Raw genomic sequence first — 16687 nt, forward strand, 5'->3', positions numbered from 1 at the left:
AAGATTATAATTTACAATTATATCTTCCCTATATTAAAGGATACAACGGAGTTAATTAAGGTGTAATATCCGCTTATACCTAATAAAACAATAATCGTACCCAAATTCTTAACTCTTTTTGTAGCTGGCTACTATAGTATATTTTTTCTTTATTTAGTTATATACTAAAATTATTATTTTTCAGATATTATATTAAATAATAAAAATTACTTATTAAGTAAAGTTCAATTCAATGCTAATAATAAATTTATTCATGATTTGTAAAAAATTTTAAGTGGTTTCAAAACCAAATATCCTATATGTTAAAAGAAATTCAGATAGTTTTTATTTATTTTTAACTCTGAAGACGAAGAAGATGGGTCTATAATTAAACTTACAGTCAGTCCGTAAAATTAGCAAAAAATAACTACATAAAATACTGGTAACAAGCATTTTATTCAACATGAATAAGGAATAATTTTTGAAAAACATAAATCATTTTATAAACAACAAAAAAATACAAGTGTAAAGTTTTAAAGAAGAAAACTACCAATAATTTTACCTATTGGTAGTTCATTACTCAGGAGATAGAGAAAATTTTGAATAAATTGGAAAATGGTCAGAACCAATATTTGGCATTCTCTCAAGGGCAATTACCCTGAATTCTTTAGTTACTAAAAAATGATCCAAAGGCCAACGCATTAACAAGTTATTGGCATTATAGCTATTGAAAAATCCCCTACCAACCCTAATATCATAAAGCAGGTTTTCAGTATGGGTCAATTCATCAGTAGCACCCCAACTTACATCATTAATGTCACCAGCAACTATAGCAGGTAAATTGCTCATTTTTACTTTCTCCCCTATTTTCATCAAGGTTACTTCTTTTTCACCTTCATTATCAGGTAAGTCCTCAAATAAGGTTGGTGGAACGGGATGAATGGAATGCAAAATAAAACGATTACCATTTTCCAGCTGAATAGTATTTTCAAATGAAGGAACTCTTTTATTTTGCAGATAATTGACCTTGCTATTTTCCAAAGGAAACTTGCTATACAGACACATCCCATAAGCTACATTATTGGGCATTTTTTGTGTGAATTTATATTCCCCTTCAATAGCTTTCAATTGATTCACCCACCAATCATCAATTTCCATTGTTATAATTAAGTCAGGATCCTTTAATTCAATGGTATTTAATAGCAATTGGGCAGTTCTATTCTTCATTTTTACATTAACAAGCAAAACACTGATTTGGTCATCAGTAGCAGAATCTTGCTCTTTTGCAGTAGACACCGTTTTGGTAATAAATGTTGTATATTGAATTAGATAAATACCTTGAATTATTATACCAACTGCTAATCCCATGATTAGCAGATAATCATACCATTTCCATTTCCTAGTGTATACTGTGAATAGTATTATACTTGATAAAAGGACAATAAAAAATTGGATTCTTGGAAAATCGAGCATTTTTAAAAATCGATTATCCGTATTTCTTAAAATTGAAAGAAAAGTGAAGGACACCGCAATTATGGCTATTATACAAATTATTATGTAAATCGTCTTTCTAAGTTTTTCCATCGGTTGACTTAATTATACGTTATACAATTAGCATAAAGGAATTGAAGCTTTTTGAGGCTTTAATAGCTATGGATAATCACAATCTATTTGAATTTTCCTTTTTTAATGTGGGAGCCAGTCTTTATTTTTTTCGTTCCTGGTCTATTGGATCAATTTTAGGTACTCTTTTTCCCTATCCTCAATCCAAACTTTCAGTAATTTAGTATTCAATTTAGAAAATTAGCTATAGTGCGTTAAGATTTTTTAAAAATAACTGATGGATGCCAGTTTCTTTAGGTTTAAGTTGAGTCATCTTAAAGCATTCTAATTAATTTCAGATGGTCTATTTCTTCTTTGATACAATTTAAAAAGCTTTACAAATGATAACAGTTCGACCTACTAATGGTGATTCCTAAAGCCTTTACCGCATCATGGTCTAGAAAGAACTTATACACTTGACTAATTATGATCAAGATTAATCGTGCTTGAACAATATTATCCATAATGGAATTTTCATATCCTATGGGATGTGTATATGCTAACTGTTTTTATTTTTTAGCCGATAGGAAAGAATTGTTGCTTTCACCGTTGGTATCCTGACAATAAAGCCTAAACCTACCACAACAGCATATATAATCCAGGTTTTCTCCAAAATAGCCACATGCAATAAACTTAGAATAATAGCAACGTAAGCCATGCTTTGCAGCTTTTTCCAGCTTGATTTTAGCCGCTTCATCGCTTTTCGATTGGATGTAAAGAGTAACGGAATTAATATCAATACGGCTACAAAGCCCAAGACATAATTTACTTGGGTAAAAGTTTCAGAAAATCCCTCAGCAGCTATAAATATGGCAAAGTGCAAAATACTCCAAATGGCAGTGGCTATACCCATAGCCTGGCGTACAAAAAGATTGGTTACCCCAAAAAGGATAAAAATTGGCGTTAGTGTTAATACAGCGGTCATCCATCTAATGGCAAACTCACCCGAAATATGGTACAGCATTTCAATATTCTCTTTGCTGTTCTCCATTGCCATATTGTCTAATGGGATTAGTGGCAATAGGGCTAAAGCCGCCACAATTATCCAACCATAATTTTTATTCAAAAACTGCATATTTCTTTTAATTTTGGGGTTTTAAATGCTTCTTTCAGCGTATTAGCTTGGGTTTTAAACTTTTCCATAACCTTTTTAAGTTGGACTATTTTCATTAATGCATCCTTATATTGGGCTTTCCTCTCCTTTTCTTTATGTTTGATTTGCTGCCACAAGTTGGGAATAGCCAATATTACTCATTATTATCTTTTTTGATCGTTATCAAAACAACTCTGCCATTACCTTCTGAGCTTAATTTGTATTTACTATTCTGTTTCACCACCTGTAAAAATTGATTGGTTTCTGCCATTTCAGCGTTATCGACATAAATAACCGTGTTGGTATGAAAGTTAGCTTCCAACATGCTAAAGAGAGGCAGGTAAAGGTTTTTCCATCCGTCAAGTAGCAAGAGGTCTATAGGTTCGACATGCCCTTTAAGCGTCTCCATTGCATCCCCAATTCTGGTTTCAATAATATGGTTTACACCTGCTTCCTTGAAACTGTTGATGGCACGTTCTGCTTTAGACTGAATCAGTTCGGTTGTAATAATATGACCTCTTGTTTCCAATGCTCCTTGAGCCAAAAAAAGAGTAGATATTCCAAATGATGTTCCGAATTCTACAATGTTCTTATGTCCATCTTTTATGATCAATTCTTTAAGGTGCTCACCTTGTTCTTTTGATATGGATAGTGCTACATCTTTAAAATCTAAGGGTTGCATAGGTCTAAATGCACTTTTGGCTACCCCTTTAAAGGCTTTGACCTTATCAAACCTCGTTTTTTCATAGAGCTGGTGGATGATCTGCTCTATCTGAATTTGTTCTTGACTAATCACGATTCCTTCCGTTTAAATAGGGGCCGCCTGATAGTCGCAACCCCCTATTCCTTCTATTTTAATTACAGTTAGCTTTTGCCTTTCTGGTCCTTTTAATCTGACTCAATCAATTTATAAGTATCACATCTCAATATGCTACTCTCTTTCCTATTAGCTTTGGAAATTGGATTAAAACCAATCTGCTCCTGGATCCCCTGGGAAGAAGGCCTCTGGTAAAGAAAGCATTAAACCACCTACCTTATAATTGGGGTAAAGCAATTGCAATTCATCTACTACTTCTTGTTGGCTGGTTGCATATCCTCCATTGGTAAGTTGCTGACTACCTTTTATAAGGGCTTGCGCGTTCATTAAATAATCGATATTTTCTTCAAGTACTTTGGCAACATCTGAACGAGAATCGTTATGTCCAACAAATAAGTGATTGTAGTTTGAAAATTCAGCTTTTAGCAAATTTAAACCTGTTACCCAGTTGTCTATTTCATCATCGGCATCGTTCGGAGTGTATTCCCTGAGATAAATGTGGGTAAGGTTATAAACCAAATCTCCAGGAAATAAGATTTTGTGTTCTTCATTGAAAAAGTATCCATTCTCTCCTGTTTCAGCATTTGATACCTTATTAAAAGTAAATTCTAGTTCGCCAATGGTTTGGTTGCCTGAAATGCCGATTACATTTTTTGAATATACATTGGTAAAATCTTCAGTATTGTTTAGCTGATTAGCTACGGCCGTTTCGGCGTAAAAATCCCAATCAGTAAAGCTTCCTGCACCTCCATAGTGGTCTCCATGATTGTGAGTGATAATCACAGCTCCTGGTTTGTTGATTTCATCTACATAAGTTTTCAGCTCGTCTGCAAAAACTGGTGCAGGTCCTAAATCTACAATTACTATGTTATTTTTAGTCTCTACTAGTGTTACGGTGTAAGGAGCAACATCAAAGTTAAAGGTATGATAACGTACCGTATTTTCAGTGATAACATTTACTTCACCAGTGCTAATCAATGCACTGGAAGGTGATGCGCCAAAATCTACCATTTCAATGCCTGGACTTTTGTCATCATCATTGTCACAAGCGGTAAACAGGGCCAAAGCAATCAATGCCATTCCCCAAAGGTTTAATCTTAAATACTTCATTTTTTATTTGCTTTAAATTGATGAAGCAAAGGTGAGAAATACAGAAGTATTGGTTTTTATCAAAATGGAAGTAAAAATGGTAAATGTGTAACCGAGAGCTTTAGCTATGGGTTTTGAATTCCTTTGGAGAAAGGTGGGTATGTTTTTTAAAGAACTTTGTAAAATTGGTCACTTCTTCAAATCCAGTGCTGAATGCCACTTCTTTTAAACTTTTATCGGTGCTAAGAATACTTCGTTTAATTTCCAAAATCACATATTGGTCAATAAAGGTTTTGGCCGTATCCAATGTCACTTCCCTTATAACTTGGTTTAAGTGCTTAGGAGATATGTTTAACCAACCCGCATAATCCTTTACATTACGGGTCTCCGTGTAACTTTTTTCTACTAAATTTTTGAAGTGGGTAAAAATCTGATGAAAATCATTTTTAATATTACGCCTAAATGCTCCTTGACTTTGTTGGTCTAATCGCAGCAAATAAAGCTCCAATAGCTTGGCAACAATGTTCATTTTCGCGTAATGATTTTCTGAGTTAAGCGCTTCTAAAGCATCAAAAAGAAAAGATTCATTGTATGAACTTTCCTCTACCAAGGGCTCTGAAACATGATAATTGTAGAGATGAGAAAGAAAATCGATCGATGACCTGGAAAAGTACTTAAGAACAAATTCTTCGGTAAACACAACCATATAACCCTGATAATTCAAGTCTTCTTCAAAAGCATGCACTTGATTCTTTGCGATCTTCACAACCGATCCTTTTTGAAGTGGGTACTTTTTTAAATCCACCTGATGGGTTCCTGTACCTTCGGTAACAATTAACAAGGCGAAAAAATCCAATCGATGTGGTCTTTTAGGATCGTGGTTTGGGTCTTCTTGAATCCTGCTAAAAAGTTCTGAAAGTTTAAGAAACTCGATATTGGTAGCACCTGCTGAGCTTTGAAATGATATGTTGGGAATATTTTTCAAAAGCAATAAATATCGTAATAGGTAGCATCCATGAAAGTTCAGAAGGAAATTCCAATGGGCTGTTTTTCAGTTAAAATAGATTCAAAGAAACTAAACCATTATAAGTAGCTTACCTTTTTATTTCGCCATCAACTCCTTCACTTTGCCATCAAGGGCCTCAAACATTAACATATGGCCTTCAGCATTAGGATGTAAATAGTCCGGCATCAGATCCTTAATCACTTTACCGTTTTCGTCGTAATAAACAGAACTTATGTCTATATAATGAACATTAGGTAGCTCCTCAGGGAATTTAGAAACGATATTGTTTGTCGCTTTATTGATATTATCTCTATGGTTGGGTTTGTAGCCATAGGGTAAAATGCCCATAATAAGGATTTGAGTATGGGGCAGTTTTTCGTTTAGTATGGTACAGATTTTCTTAATCCCTCCAGCCAATTCTTCAGCAGTACTCACACTTAGAAAATGGTTGCCATCGGTATTGTTCGTTCCAATCAAGAGCAGGGCTACTTTGGGGTTTATATTTTCCAGTGAACCATTCTCAAGTCTCCAAATCACATTTTCCGTTCTGTCTGCGGAAATACCCATGTTTATTGCCTTGTAGGTATTAAGGTACTTTTCCCAAACAGCATTTCGGTCCTCATTGTCCAATGAATGAAAAATAGAATTGCCAACAAGAATCAATTCAGCATACTGATTAAGACGACCTAATATTGTTTCGTGCCGTTTCACCCAGCCTTCGTCCTCCTTTTTTACAGCCATTGCAGCAGGGTTTTCTACTGTTTCAGTGAGCTTTATAATTTCAACTTCGGTGCTTTTCTCTTTGGTTTCACAGCCGAATACGATAAAGACAGTTACCAGGTAAAGTAAAAATTTATTCATTGTTTTTTAAAGGTTAGTATGATCCGTTTATCGTTTGCTGGACATTTATTGATTTAAAACCTGGTATCGCTTTTATTTATACAATTGGCTTTGTTGTTCTTGCTTACCATCATTAAACCTAAGTTAAAACATGTTTCCTTTTGGTGCAACCATTACTTGCAACAGAGGGATAATTATTATTTATCAGGATATAATGTCATTTTGGGCTCCAAGTATTTTAGGCTACATAAAGCTAATACAGTACACGGAACGCTATTGTAATATTTTTTGACTCCAGCTAAAATTGTGGATAATCAAAAAGAGAGAACCTTTTCTACTAGAAAGGCTTCTACCCTACTTTCGATGAGTGGCTTTTTCCTAAAAAAGTGATGGCGCCTATCAACTTCTCCAATCTTATAAAATTCTAAGGAAAAGATCCATTTTGCTACCTTCAACCCAGCTCAGCCACCCATTCGATCACAACATCACCCAATCCCACAATCACCCTTCTCACTCAATCACCACATCACTTCCTCACCCCCATCACCAAATCACCCCATCACCTATTCCTCCTTAAACCTTTGACTAGAAATGGCTTCCGAAACCATCAAAGCCCGATCGAAGCATCTGAAATAATTCAATTCTCCATTAATATTTAATCCTAGCAGTAAAGTACTGGAACCTGCGGCAGACTGGAAAAAAGGACTAAACCGACCCCAGCCAAATTGCCTGTGCTCTCCCCCGTCATTGAAACGGCCATCTGTTACAAATTCTATGACATTTGGACCTCCATCTATAAGGGTACTAACTTGGTGTTGGGTATTTGGTTGTATGGTATTCGGATCACTGCTCCAAACAACATGCGTTTGTCCATCGTTCATCTTAAAAGCAAGGTTGTTTTTGTCCGAAATGCTTACCCACCAACCTTTGCCAGAAGCATCTCTTGTATCGGCCAACACCTGCCCTTCTTTTATTTCATGAAGTAAAAATCCCAGTTCTATGGTAAAGCCAGCATTGGTGCTTTTCCCTCTGTAATCAGCGGTATTGGTATCCCTAACTCTAAAGGTTGGCGTAGCTGGTGCCGGAAGTTTTTGCGGTAAGCTTTTACCCTGGCCTGACCAATTGATCAGCAAGCCATCCCTCACCCGTACAGGTGATTCAAATTGGCCCCATAGGCGCTCCAGAAAGGCATTGTCAATTTGGTGGACACGTGCAATGTCTTTCTGCGTTTCGGTAATAAAATAGTTACCACCCTCTTCCATCAGGTCAGGATAACTCATTCGCACCAATGGATCATCATCGTATAGTAAAATCTCCGGTTGGCTCCATTGAATCACTTTCCCACCTTCGCCATCTACTTCCACGCCTCCTGCCATCCAAACCGGATTTCGGTCATTGTAGCCGATTGATCCTGGATTGGGATGTTCTCTGATAAACTTGCCCCCATGGTTGTGAAACCAGTAGAGGTATTTACCATTTTCACATTTCCAGGCAAAATTGGCTGCCCTTGGATTTTTCATCAAGCGGCCATCTGCAAACTTCATGTATTGCGGTTTGTCCCAGGTTTTCCCCTGATCCCTACTGTAACTGTACACCGGATGCCCATCCAATGAGCGGTAAACCACAAAAAAAGAACCATCACTTAACACGGAATAGCTATGCTCTGCTGCTATTGGCCCGCCATTCTCTGGCGTTCTCAGGCCTATGTCTCCTTCAGGTAAGGTATTCCAATTGGCATTAGCTGGATCAGACACGGTTAAAAGGTTGTCACTTTTTAATAAGACACCTTCATTTGAGGTAAAAAAACCATTTCCAAATCCACCTACTTTAGTCAAGGGAACAAAAGCACTTCCTTCGTGAGCAAAAGCCTTCCCTACATTCCAAAAAAATCTTATATCTCCTTTGTAAGGGTTGTTTCTGTCGATTTCAAATTCCCTAACGGGTATTGTATACCTTTTCTGGGACCAGGATTTTCCATCGTCATCCGAATATTTAAAAACATAATAGCCCTGACTATCTACTCTCTTTACAATCCCATCTTTATAAGGTGGGTCATCTCCTTTGACTTCTCTGATGTTATCGGTATTGTGGTTGTAGAACACATATATTCGTCCAGAAGGAGCTTTTAAAAGTACGGCATAGGAAGCCTCTGGCCCATTATCCGGTTCTACTTCAACTATTTCTTCCCAGGTTTTACCCTGATCAAAACTGCGTTGACTAATAATCTGTTGCCCAGCCGCTCCTTCATGGCCAGATCCGGTGGTCATCACGCACAACCATGCTCCATCCTCCGTTTTTACGATATAAGGCTGATCACTATAGCTTTTGTCAGGTATGATGGTACCATTTTTAATATTTCTCCAATCGTTCGACTGGGCATTCACCGTCATTAAACTTCCCATCAAAACACAAATTAAAACCATCGACCCCAAGGGGAAACTATGGCTTATATAAGAAAATCTATAGATCGAAGAGTTGAAAAAATTGTAAAACCTATGCATAAATTTTTGGCTGTTTGTTAAGGTTTGAAATTGAATATTTGTTGGTTTATGCGTAAAATAATTTGTCACGGAAGTAAATCGAGGGTTCTTTTTAAAGCGATCAATTATAACCAGAAATGGAAGTTAAACTTTCCTAGTTGTCATTCATAGACTAGGTCAATATATCCTTAACCACATGCCCTGAAACATCGGTTAACCTAAACCTTCTGCCCAGGTGTTTGTAGACCAACTTCTCATGATCCAGTCCAAGTTGGTGTAAAAGCGTTGCTTGAAAGTCATGCACGTGGACAGGATTCTTCGTTATGTTGTAGCCAAACTCATCCGTTTCGCCATAAACGATTCCAGGTTTAACACCCCCTCCTGCCATCCATATGCTAAAACACCTTGGATGGTGGTCTCTTCCGTAATTGTCTTTGGTTATTTCTCCCTGACTGAAGTTGGTCCGCCCAAATTCTCCTCCCCAAACAACCAATGTTTCATCCAATAAACCCCTTTGCTTAAGGTCTTTTACCAAGGCAGCAGAAGCCTGATCCACATCCATCGCTTGGCCGGTGATCTCTTTTGGTAAATTCACATGCTGATCCCAACCCTGGTGATAGAGTTGAACAAAACGCACCCCATTTTCTGATAATTTTCTAGCCAGCAAACAATTGGCAGCAAAAGTTCCAGGCTTTTTACAGTCTTCCCCATACATGTCTATGATGCTTTGGGGTTCTTTGGAAATATCCAATGTTTCAGGCACCGTAGTTTGCATGCGGTAGGCCATTTCATATTGCTGAATTTTGGTGTTGATCTCGGGATCATGGATGTCTTCATAAGACCACTGGTTCAATTGAGCCAATTTATCCAACATTTGACGCCTGTCGGATCGGTTTAGTCCTTTTGGGTCTTTAAGGTACAATACTGGGTCTTCCCCACTACTGAATTGTACCCCTTGGTGTATTGAATCAAGAAATCCATTGGACCACAATTTTGAATAAACCCCCTGACTATTGCCTTCACCTCTTGAAATCAATACCGTAAAAGAAGGCAGGTTTTGGTTTTCACTTCCCAGGCCATAACTCAACCATGAACCCATACTTGGTCGGTTTCCTTGCTGGGCCCCAGTTTGAAAAAAGGTCAGGGCAGGGTCGTGATTGATGGCCTCAGTATGCATGGATTTGAGTATGCAAATGTCATCGACAATTTCAGCCGTTTTGGGGAATAGGTCGCTTACCCAAGCCCTGGATTCCCCGTATTGTTTGAAGTCCACAAAAGAGCCTACCAGAGGCAACGAATCCTGGTTAGCGGTAAAGCCAGTAAGTCTTTGGTCCCCACGGATAGAGGCAGGTAAATCCTGACCCTGCATGTCCCTAAGTTTGGGTTTGTAATCAAAAGACTCCAATTGGGAAGGGGCACCATTTTGGAACAGGTAAATCACCCGCTTTGCTTTTGGTGCAAAGTCAGGTAAACCCGGAATGGCCATTTCCAAGTCATTGTCCCCTCTGACTCGGTCGAACAGGTCGGGCATAAGCAATGAGCCTAAGGCTACACTTCCAATACCCAAACTCAATTTTGACAAAAACCTTCTTCTGTTTCTATTCAACCCATATTCTAAAATCTCCTTCTCCATATTTTTTTAAGATCTGCTTATGGATTCCTCCATATTGTACATAGTAGAGATTACTTGCATAAGGGCAGCTACAGGTACCCGATTCACATTTTCATCCTGTGGATATTCACCTATCGATGCCAATTCAAGGGCATCCTCCTCCGAAGTAGAATTCAGCTTGTTTTTATAGTAGGTTTCCAACAGTGCCAACTCTTTGGCTTTGGGTTTTCTACAAAGAATTAATCGAAATGCTTGGCTTATTTTCTCCTTATCGGTTGATTTTTCGCTGAGCAGTTTGGAAGCCAGAACTCTGGAAGCCTCAAGCACTGTAGGGTCATTCAGCATTACCAATGCCTGCAATGGAGTATTGGTAAAGGATCGTTCGGTTTCACATTGATCCCTGTTGCTCGCATCAAAGATCAACATAGAAGGTGCCGGTACTGTCCTTTTCATAAAAGTATACAAGCCCCTTCTGTAAAGATCTTCGCCATGGTCCTGGGTATATTCAGCTAAAGTAGAGCCTCCAGCAGTCGCAGCCTCCCAAAGGCCGTCCGGTTGGTAAGGTTTTACACTACGTCCACCAATTTCCGGCACCAAAAGTCCACTGGAGGCCAATACCATGTTTCTAATAAACTCAGCTTTCAAATGATTGCGGGAAGCATAGGTATAGTATTTATTTTCCGAATCACGGTTCCTCTTTTGCTGACTTATAGTAACAGATTGCCTATAGGTCGCAGACATCACGATTTGCTTTATCAGCCGTTTCATGTTCCAGCCATTTTCCACAAAATCAATGGCCAGCCAGTCCAACAGTTCTGGATGACTGGGTAATTCTCCTTGCATGCCAAAATCACCAGTGGTGTTGACTATTCCTCTTCCAAAAAACTCTTTCCAAACTTTGTTCACAAAAACCCTGGATGTAAGTGGGTTCTTTTCATCAAATAACCACCTGGCCAGGCCTAGTCTGCTTTTGGGGTATTTGGCATCGAAGCTTAAAATGGATTCTGGGGTCGAAGGATATACGGCTTCTCCAAAAGCATTGAAAACGCCTCTTTCTAATATATAATTGTTCCGGATTGTATCCAATTCACCCATTACTGAAACAATTAAAGTGCTGGTATCCTTTTTATTCACAAAGGATAAGATGCCTTCTGCATCTTCATCTGTAATTTCTATAAAAGGCTTTTTGGCATAGGAATTAGGTGTACCAGCCAGTGGATCAATCGGGCTTGTAGAGGTCCTCAACTCATCGATATTATTGAAAAAAGAAAACATTTCATAATAATTCTTCTGGGAGATAGGATCAAATTTATGGTCATGGCAGGCTGCGCATTCATAAGTAATGCCCAGCAACGCTTTGCCTACAGTATTGGTTCTATCGGTCACGTAGGTTATTCGGTATTCCTCCTCATCCACAGCTCCCTCCTCAGTTATTTTATGGTTCCTATTGAAACCGGTAGCTAAAATTTGTTCTTTGGTAGGATTTTCTAATAGGTCACCAGCCAGTTGCCAAGTAATAAAATCTTTAAAGGATAAATTTTTATTGAAAGCATGGATTACCCAATCTCTCCATGCCCATTGGGTTCTAAAATTATCCAATTGATAGCCATAAGAATCTGCATACCTGGCGATATCCATCCAATAAACGGCCATCCGCTCACCAAACGAATTTTGGGCCAACAAATAATCCACCATGGCTTCATAGGCTTTAGGATCTTCATTGTTATTAAACTCATCCATCATTTCCAACGTTGGTGGCAAGCCTGTTAGGTCAAAACTCAATCTTTTGAGTATATTTTCTTTGGTTGCGGGAATATTGGGATGCAATCCTAAACCTTCCTGCTTTTTAAGGATGAAATAGTCAATCTCATTGACCACCCAATTCTTTTCTTTTACCTTAGGAAGCTCAATGTATTTGGGAGGTTCAAAAGCCCAGTGTTTCTCATAAACTGCCCCATCTTTTATCCATTTTTTTATTAGTTCCACCTCTCTATTGGTCAATTTGAGGTTTGAATCAGCAGGAGGCATAATTTGGCTCTCATCGTCTGAATTGATACGAAGGTAAACCTCTGATTGGTGCGGTTTACCCGGAACAAAAGCATAGGCATCTGGGTTTTCTGCCAAAGCCATGTAGGCTTCACTTTCCAAGTCCAACCTTAATCCTGCTTCTCTCGCATTGGCATCAGGTCCATGACAAGCATAGCAATTGTCGGAAAGAATGGGGCGTATGTGAAAATTATAACTTACCACATCTGGAAACGGCTCCAGACCTGCTTCTCCCGCCTCTTTACTGGCACATCCAACGATTGAAAGGAAGATAAACCCAAACGATAGGTTAATAATTAAGTTGGTTTGTTTATTCTTTTTCATTGGTATAAGTTCTCTCTTCTTTTTCATTTTTTTTCATACCAGTTCAAACACAGAAGAGAACATGTTGAATATAATAAGAACAGCAGGCATCTCAAAATTAACTTTTTTAAAAGGTTTTATTTATAGTACATATGCACCTAGCATCTTTAAAATTCCAAACAATTATCCATAGGCTAAAGTAAAGTGAGCTATGTTGCAATCTTTTATAATTTTGGATATTATTTTACCCTATCAGCTCACGCATCCCTACTTCAATAACAAAATAATTTTTATTAAAAATTTAAATTATAAATTTTTAATAGTACTAAATTTTGATAAATTTTGTTTTTATCCATATATTATTTTGTCACCTTGTTTATTCGACCTGAAGGATAGAGAAAAATCAGTTTCAAGACTGAATTTTATCAGGTTTCTATAAGTAATGATGGCTTATTTTCGATGACCAATTATAGCGATGGCTATGAAGGTAAATAGCAAGTATTGATTATTTCAGTATAGAATTTTATGGTCTCGATAACGGGGAAATTTAGTGAAATGGCTCCCCTATGAGTAAAAAGTCTCTACGAGTCAAGTAAAAAAAGGTCCGAACTAAAAACAATCAGGCAAATGCGCAAATAATCAATTCAGACAATCAGTATTCCATAGACAGCTCATTAAATCCAATTATTATGAAAAGATTTATTTTTAAGATTGTAGCAACAATTTTATTGTTCTTCTTCCAGCAATACAGCTTTGCTCAATTTTCATTTGATGGGCAGATGCTTGTCCGTAGCGAATACCGTCATGGATACAATAAGTTGCTAAATGAAAATGCAGATCCCGCAGGTTTTATAGCGCACAGGGCAAGAATTCAAGCGAATTATAAGATCGATCGACTTAATTTTTTCATGAGCATACAGGATGTCCGTACATGGGGAAGTAGTTCTACGGCCAATACTTCGGACAATTATTTGTCTGTACATGAGGCCTGGGCTGAGGTTAATTTTGGTAAAAACTGGAAGCTAAAACTGGGAAGACAAGAGTTAAATTATGACAATGCAAGGTTTTTAGGCAACTTGGATTGGGCCCTTCAAGCAAGGTCCCACGAATTTGCTTTGATGAAGTACGAAAACCAAAATGCCAAATTCCATTTTGGTTTTGGTTTTAATCAGGACAGCCAAAAAATTAGTGACCATCTTTTTACTACACCCAATCAATACAAAGCTGCACAATTTGCCCGATATGAAAACAATGCAGGTAAATTTACCTACGCCCTACTCTTTTGGAATGATGGTAGGCAGTACCAGGAAACAAATAATATTAACTACACGAGTCAAGGAATCCGCTATTTACAAACATTGGCCTTACCAACCCTAAAATACACTCTTTCAGCAACACAGCTTTCTGGCTATTTCTATTACCAAATTGGAAAAGACGTCTTCAATAGGTCAACTTCTGCTTACGATTTAAGTGCACATATCACCCAAAAATTAACTGAAAATAAGGAATCGGGAACAAAATATACTGTTACTGCAGGCTTTGAACTGTTAAGTGGAACACCAACAAATGACCAACAGAAAAACAAGTCATTCGCACCTCTTTATGGGACCAACCATGCCTTTAACGGTTTTATGGATTTGTTCTACGTGGGTAATCATATTAATTTTGTAGGTTTGAGGGACATTTATCTCAGGTCGCGGTACAATTTTGATGCGAACTTTTGGATACAAGGGGATTACCATCATTTAGCCAGTTCTGCAACCATACTCGAAGAGCTTTATAGTGGTCCAGCGTTGGACAAGGGTTTTGGTTCGGAGATTGACCTTTCTTTCGGTAAGGTGATCAGTGAATCCATTTCCATTCAAGCAGGTTATAGTCAATTCATTGCATCTGATACTTTTAAACATGTTCAGAACAATGGTAGCCTCAAAAACAATCAGAATTGGGCTTATATAATGTTTGTATTCAGGCCAAATAATAAAGTCAAATTTATAGGAGTTCCACTATAAATAAGTTATCCATAGACCCAATGGCATGTGTTCATTTCAAATTTCTTTCTAGGTTAAATTCATCGAGAGCCAATATTGCTTACTAGAGCGATTGAATAGAATGCTAAATTTTGGTTTTGTATAATAAAATTAATTCCCAATAGAATAAAACTGGGCAAGACCATGGATGCCAGGAAATATATAAAAGCTTTGCAAGTGAAAAAAAATTGAAGTCCTTACAAAGGTGATAGAAAATATGAAGCAGGTTGAACGACCATTATCCCTCCTATTTTGCTACTATAAAAGCGTTTCTCTTTAGAACGAAGAATATTTAGACTTGAACCTATACCCTACTCTAATGAAACTACCGATTGTTCTTGCATTACTTTTCTTAAACACTTTTTCTTTTGGACAGGAAATTAGCATTCCAAATGGTTATGAATTGCTTGCTGAAATTGAGGGAGATTTGGACAAGGATAAGGTAAACGAAAAAGTCCGCGTATTTGAAACTTCCCAACCTTCTGAATATGGAAATGTCAGGGAAATTCAAGTGCTAAAATGTTATGCCGGAAAATGGACGGTCTGGCAAAAATCGAGCAAAGCCATTTTAAAAAGTCAGGAGGGCGGCATTATGGGTGATCCTTTCGAAGAAATAGCAATTGATAATGGAATTTTGACAATAAGTTTTTCAGGTGGTAGTAGTTGGAAATGGTTTTATAAAGACAAATACCGGTTTCAAAACAATCAGTTTGAACTTATAGGCCATACTAGTGTTTATGGCAAACTTTGTGAATATTGGGCAAATTTTGATTTCAATATCTCCACGGGAAAAATTAACTACAAAAAAGAATACGAAGATTGTGAGAAAGATCAGGAAATCTATAAAACGGAAGCAGAATCATTCTATTACAAAGGGGTAAAGATAAACCTAAGCAATAGGAACCTAAAAAAAGTAAAAATTAAATCACCAAAATACAAAGAAGAGTTTTATCTCTAAAGATTTTTGTGAAGATGAGTTCAAAATGAACTTAAAATCTCGTTTTAAAGGATACTATAAAAAAGAAATGAAAAAGCAGTTTTTAACTGAATAACGATTGGTCATTCTTCAGATTATAAAAACTGCTTTTCCCATATTTATTTATTTTTAGGTTCACCAATAACGGTTTTCATAAATGCTACCTCTCCGGTATCCACATCATAATAACCACCCGTCATTCCAATTTCGCCATTTTCATAAAGCTCTCTTAAAACAGGGCTTTCTTGTAATATCAAATCCATGGTAGAAATTACGTTCTGCTTTTCAACAGCTCTAATAAAAGCCGCGTCGGTTTTTTCAGTACCAGGCATTTTGCTTGTAACGTCATCAATAGCAGGATTAACCTTATCCAATAAACCTGTTAGGTTTCCTATTTTTACGCCTGCACATGCACCTTTTATTGCACCGCATTTACTATGACCTAGCACTACTATTTGCTTTGATCCAGCAAGCTTACAGGCAAATTCCATGCTTCCCAAAATGTCCTTATTTATAACATTCCCAGCAATTCTAACACTAAAAATGTCGCCCAAGCCTTGGTCAAAAACCAATTCGGCTGATGTCCGACTATCAATACAACTCAAGACAACTGCAAAAGGAAACTGCCCATCTTTGGTGTCATTTACTTGCTCTAGTAGGTTTCTATTAATTTTAAGATTACTTACAAATCTTTGGTTGCCTTCTTTTAAAATGGTCAGAGCCTTGGCTGGTGTCATTGTGGCCTGGGTTTCTGCGGTATGTGCTTTCATTGTTTAGTTTCTTTTATAATATGGGTCTCAATACATCCAAAAAAGGA

The 16687-nt window shown here is 37.4% G+C and carries 12 protein-coding genes; 2 read left to right on the forward strand and 10 right to left on the reverse strand.

Features of this window, described 5'->3' with window-relative positions:
- Positions 1 to 555: 555 nt before the first annotated feature.
- The 9 genes from AAC073_RS18245 to AAC073_RS18285 all read right to left on the reverse strand — a co-directional run bounded on the left by AAC073_RS18245 (position 556) and on the right by AAC073_RS18285 (position 12915).
- The gene (locus tag AAC073_RS18245; RefSeq protein WP_339925242.1) at positions 556 to 1347 is read right to left on the reverse strand and encodes an endonuclease/exonuclease/phosphatase family protein; all 792 of its coding nucleotides are present in this window, start codon (positions 1345 to 1347) and stop codon (positions 556 to 558) included.
- 733 nt (positions 1348 to 2080) lie between these two features.
- Positions 2081 to 2656 carry a ferric reductase-like transmembrane domain-containing protein gene (locus AAC073_RS18250; protein WP_339925243.1) on the reverse strand — a complete coding sequence of 192 codons (576 nt, stop codon included), beginning with the start codon at positions 2654 to 2656 and terminating at the stop codon, positions 2081 to 2083.
- 172 nt (positions 2657 to 2828) lie between these two features.
- Positions 2829 to 3470 carry a class I SAM-dependent methyltransferase gene (locus AAC073_RS18255; RefSeq protein ID WP_339925244.1) on the reverse strand — a complete coding sequence of 214 codons (642 nt, stop codon included), beginning with the start codon at positions 3468 to 3470 and terminating at the stop codon, positions 2829 to 2831.
- Positions 3471 to 3638: 168 nt separating this feature from the next.
- The gene (locus tag AAC073_RS18260) at positions 3639 to 4601 is read right to left on the reverse strand and encodes an MBL fold metallo-hydrolase (RefSeq protein WP_339925245.1); all 963 of its coding nucleotides are present in this window, start codon (positions 4599 to 4601) and stop codon (positions 3639 to 3641) included.
- 100 nt (positions 4602 to 4701) lie between these two features.
- Complete coding sequence (locus AAC073_RS18265; RefSeq protein ID WP_339925246.1) at positions 4702 to 5565, reverse strand: helix-turn-helix transcriptional regulator; 864 nt, start codon at positions 5563 to 5565, stop codon at positions 4702 to 4704.
- Positions 5566 to 5682: 117 nt separating this feature from the next.
- Complete coding sequence (locus AAC073_RS18270) at positions 5683 to 6447, reverse strand: GDSL-type esterase/lipase family protein (RefSeq protein ID WP_339925247.1); 765 nt, start codon at positions 6445 to 6447, stop codon at positions 5683 to 5685.
- Positions 6448 to 6989: 542 nt separating this feature from the next.
- Positions 6990 to 8828: a sialidase family protein gene (locus tag AAC073_RS18275; protein WP_339925248.1), complete on the reverse strand. Its 1839-nt coding sequence runs from the start codon at positions 8826 to 8828 to the stop codon at positions 6990 to 6992.
- 250 nt (positions 8829 to 9078) lie between these two features.
- Complete coding sequence (locus AAC073_RS18280; RefSeq protein ID WP_339925249.1) at positions 9079 to 10539, reverse strand: DUF1501 domain-containing protein; 1461 nt, start codon at positions 10537 to 10539, stop codon at positions 9079 to 9081.
- 6 nt (positions 10540 to 10545) lie between these two features.
- A complete protein-coding gene (locus AAC073_RS18285) occupies positions 10546 to 12915 on the reverse strand; it encodes a PSD1 and planctomycete cytochrome C domain-containing protein (RefSeq protein ID WP_339925250.1) in 2370 nt (789 codons plus the stop codon).
- A 641-nt stretch (positions 12916 to 13556) separates the two neighbouring features.
- On the opposite strand from AAC073_RS18285, the gene AAC073_RS18290 reads away from it, so the two are divergent.
- Together AAC073_RS18290 and AAC073_RS18295 are read left to right on the forward strand one after the other, a co-directional pair.
- Entirely contained in the window at positions 13557 to 14876 is a 1320-nt protein-coding gene (locus AAC073_RS18290; protein WP_339925251.1) for an alginate export family protein, read from the forward strand.
- A gap of 337 nt (positions 14877 to 15213) precedes the next feature.
- Entirely contained in the window at positions 15214 to 15852 is a 639-nt protein-coding gene (locus AAC073_RS18295; protein ID WP_339925252.1) for a hypothetical protein, read from the forward strand.
- A gap of 137 nt (positions 15853 to 15989) precedes the next feature.
- Here AAC073_RS18295 and AAC073_RS18300 read toward each other — a convergent pair whose 3' ends face one another.
- Positions 15990 to 16640: a carbonic anhydrase family protein gene (locus AAC073_RS18300; protein ID WP_339925253.1), complete on the reverse strand. Its 651-nt coding sequence runs from the start codon at positions 16638 to 16640 to the stop codon at positions 15990 to 15992.
- Between the last annotated feature and the right edge of the window lie 47 nt (positions 16641 to 16687).

It is taken from the genome of uncultured Cyclobacterium sp. (genome assembly GCF_963977555.1).
Classification (GTDB): Bacteria; Bacteroidota; Bacteroidia; order Cytophagales; family Cyclobacteriaceae; genus Cyclobacterium.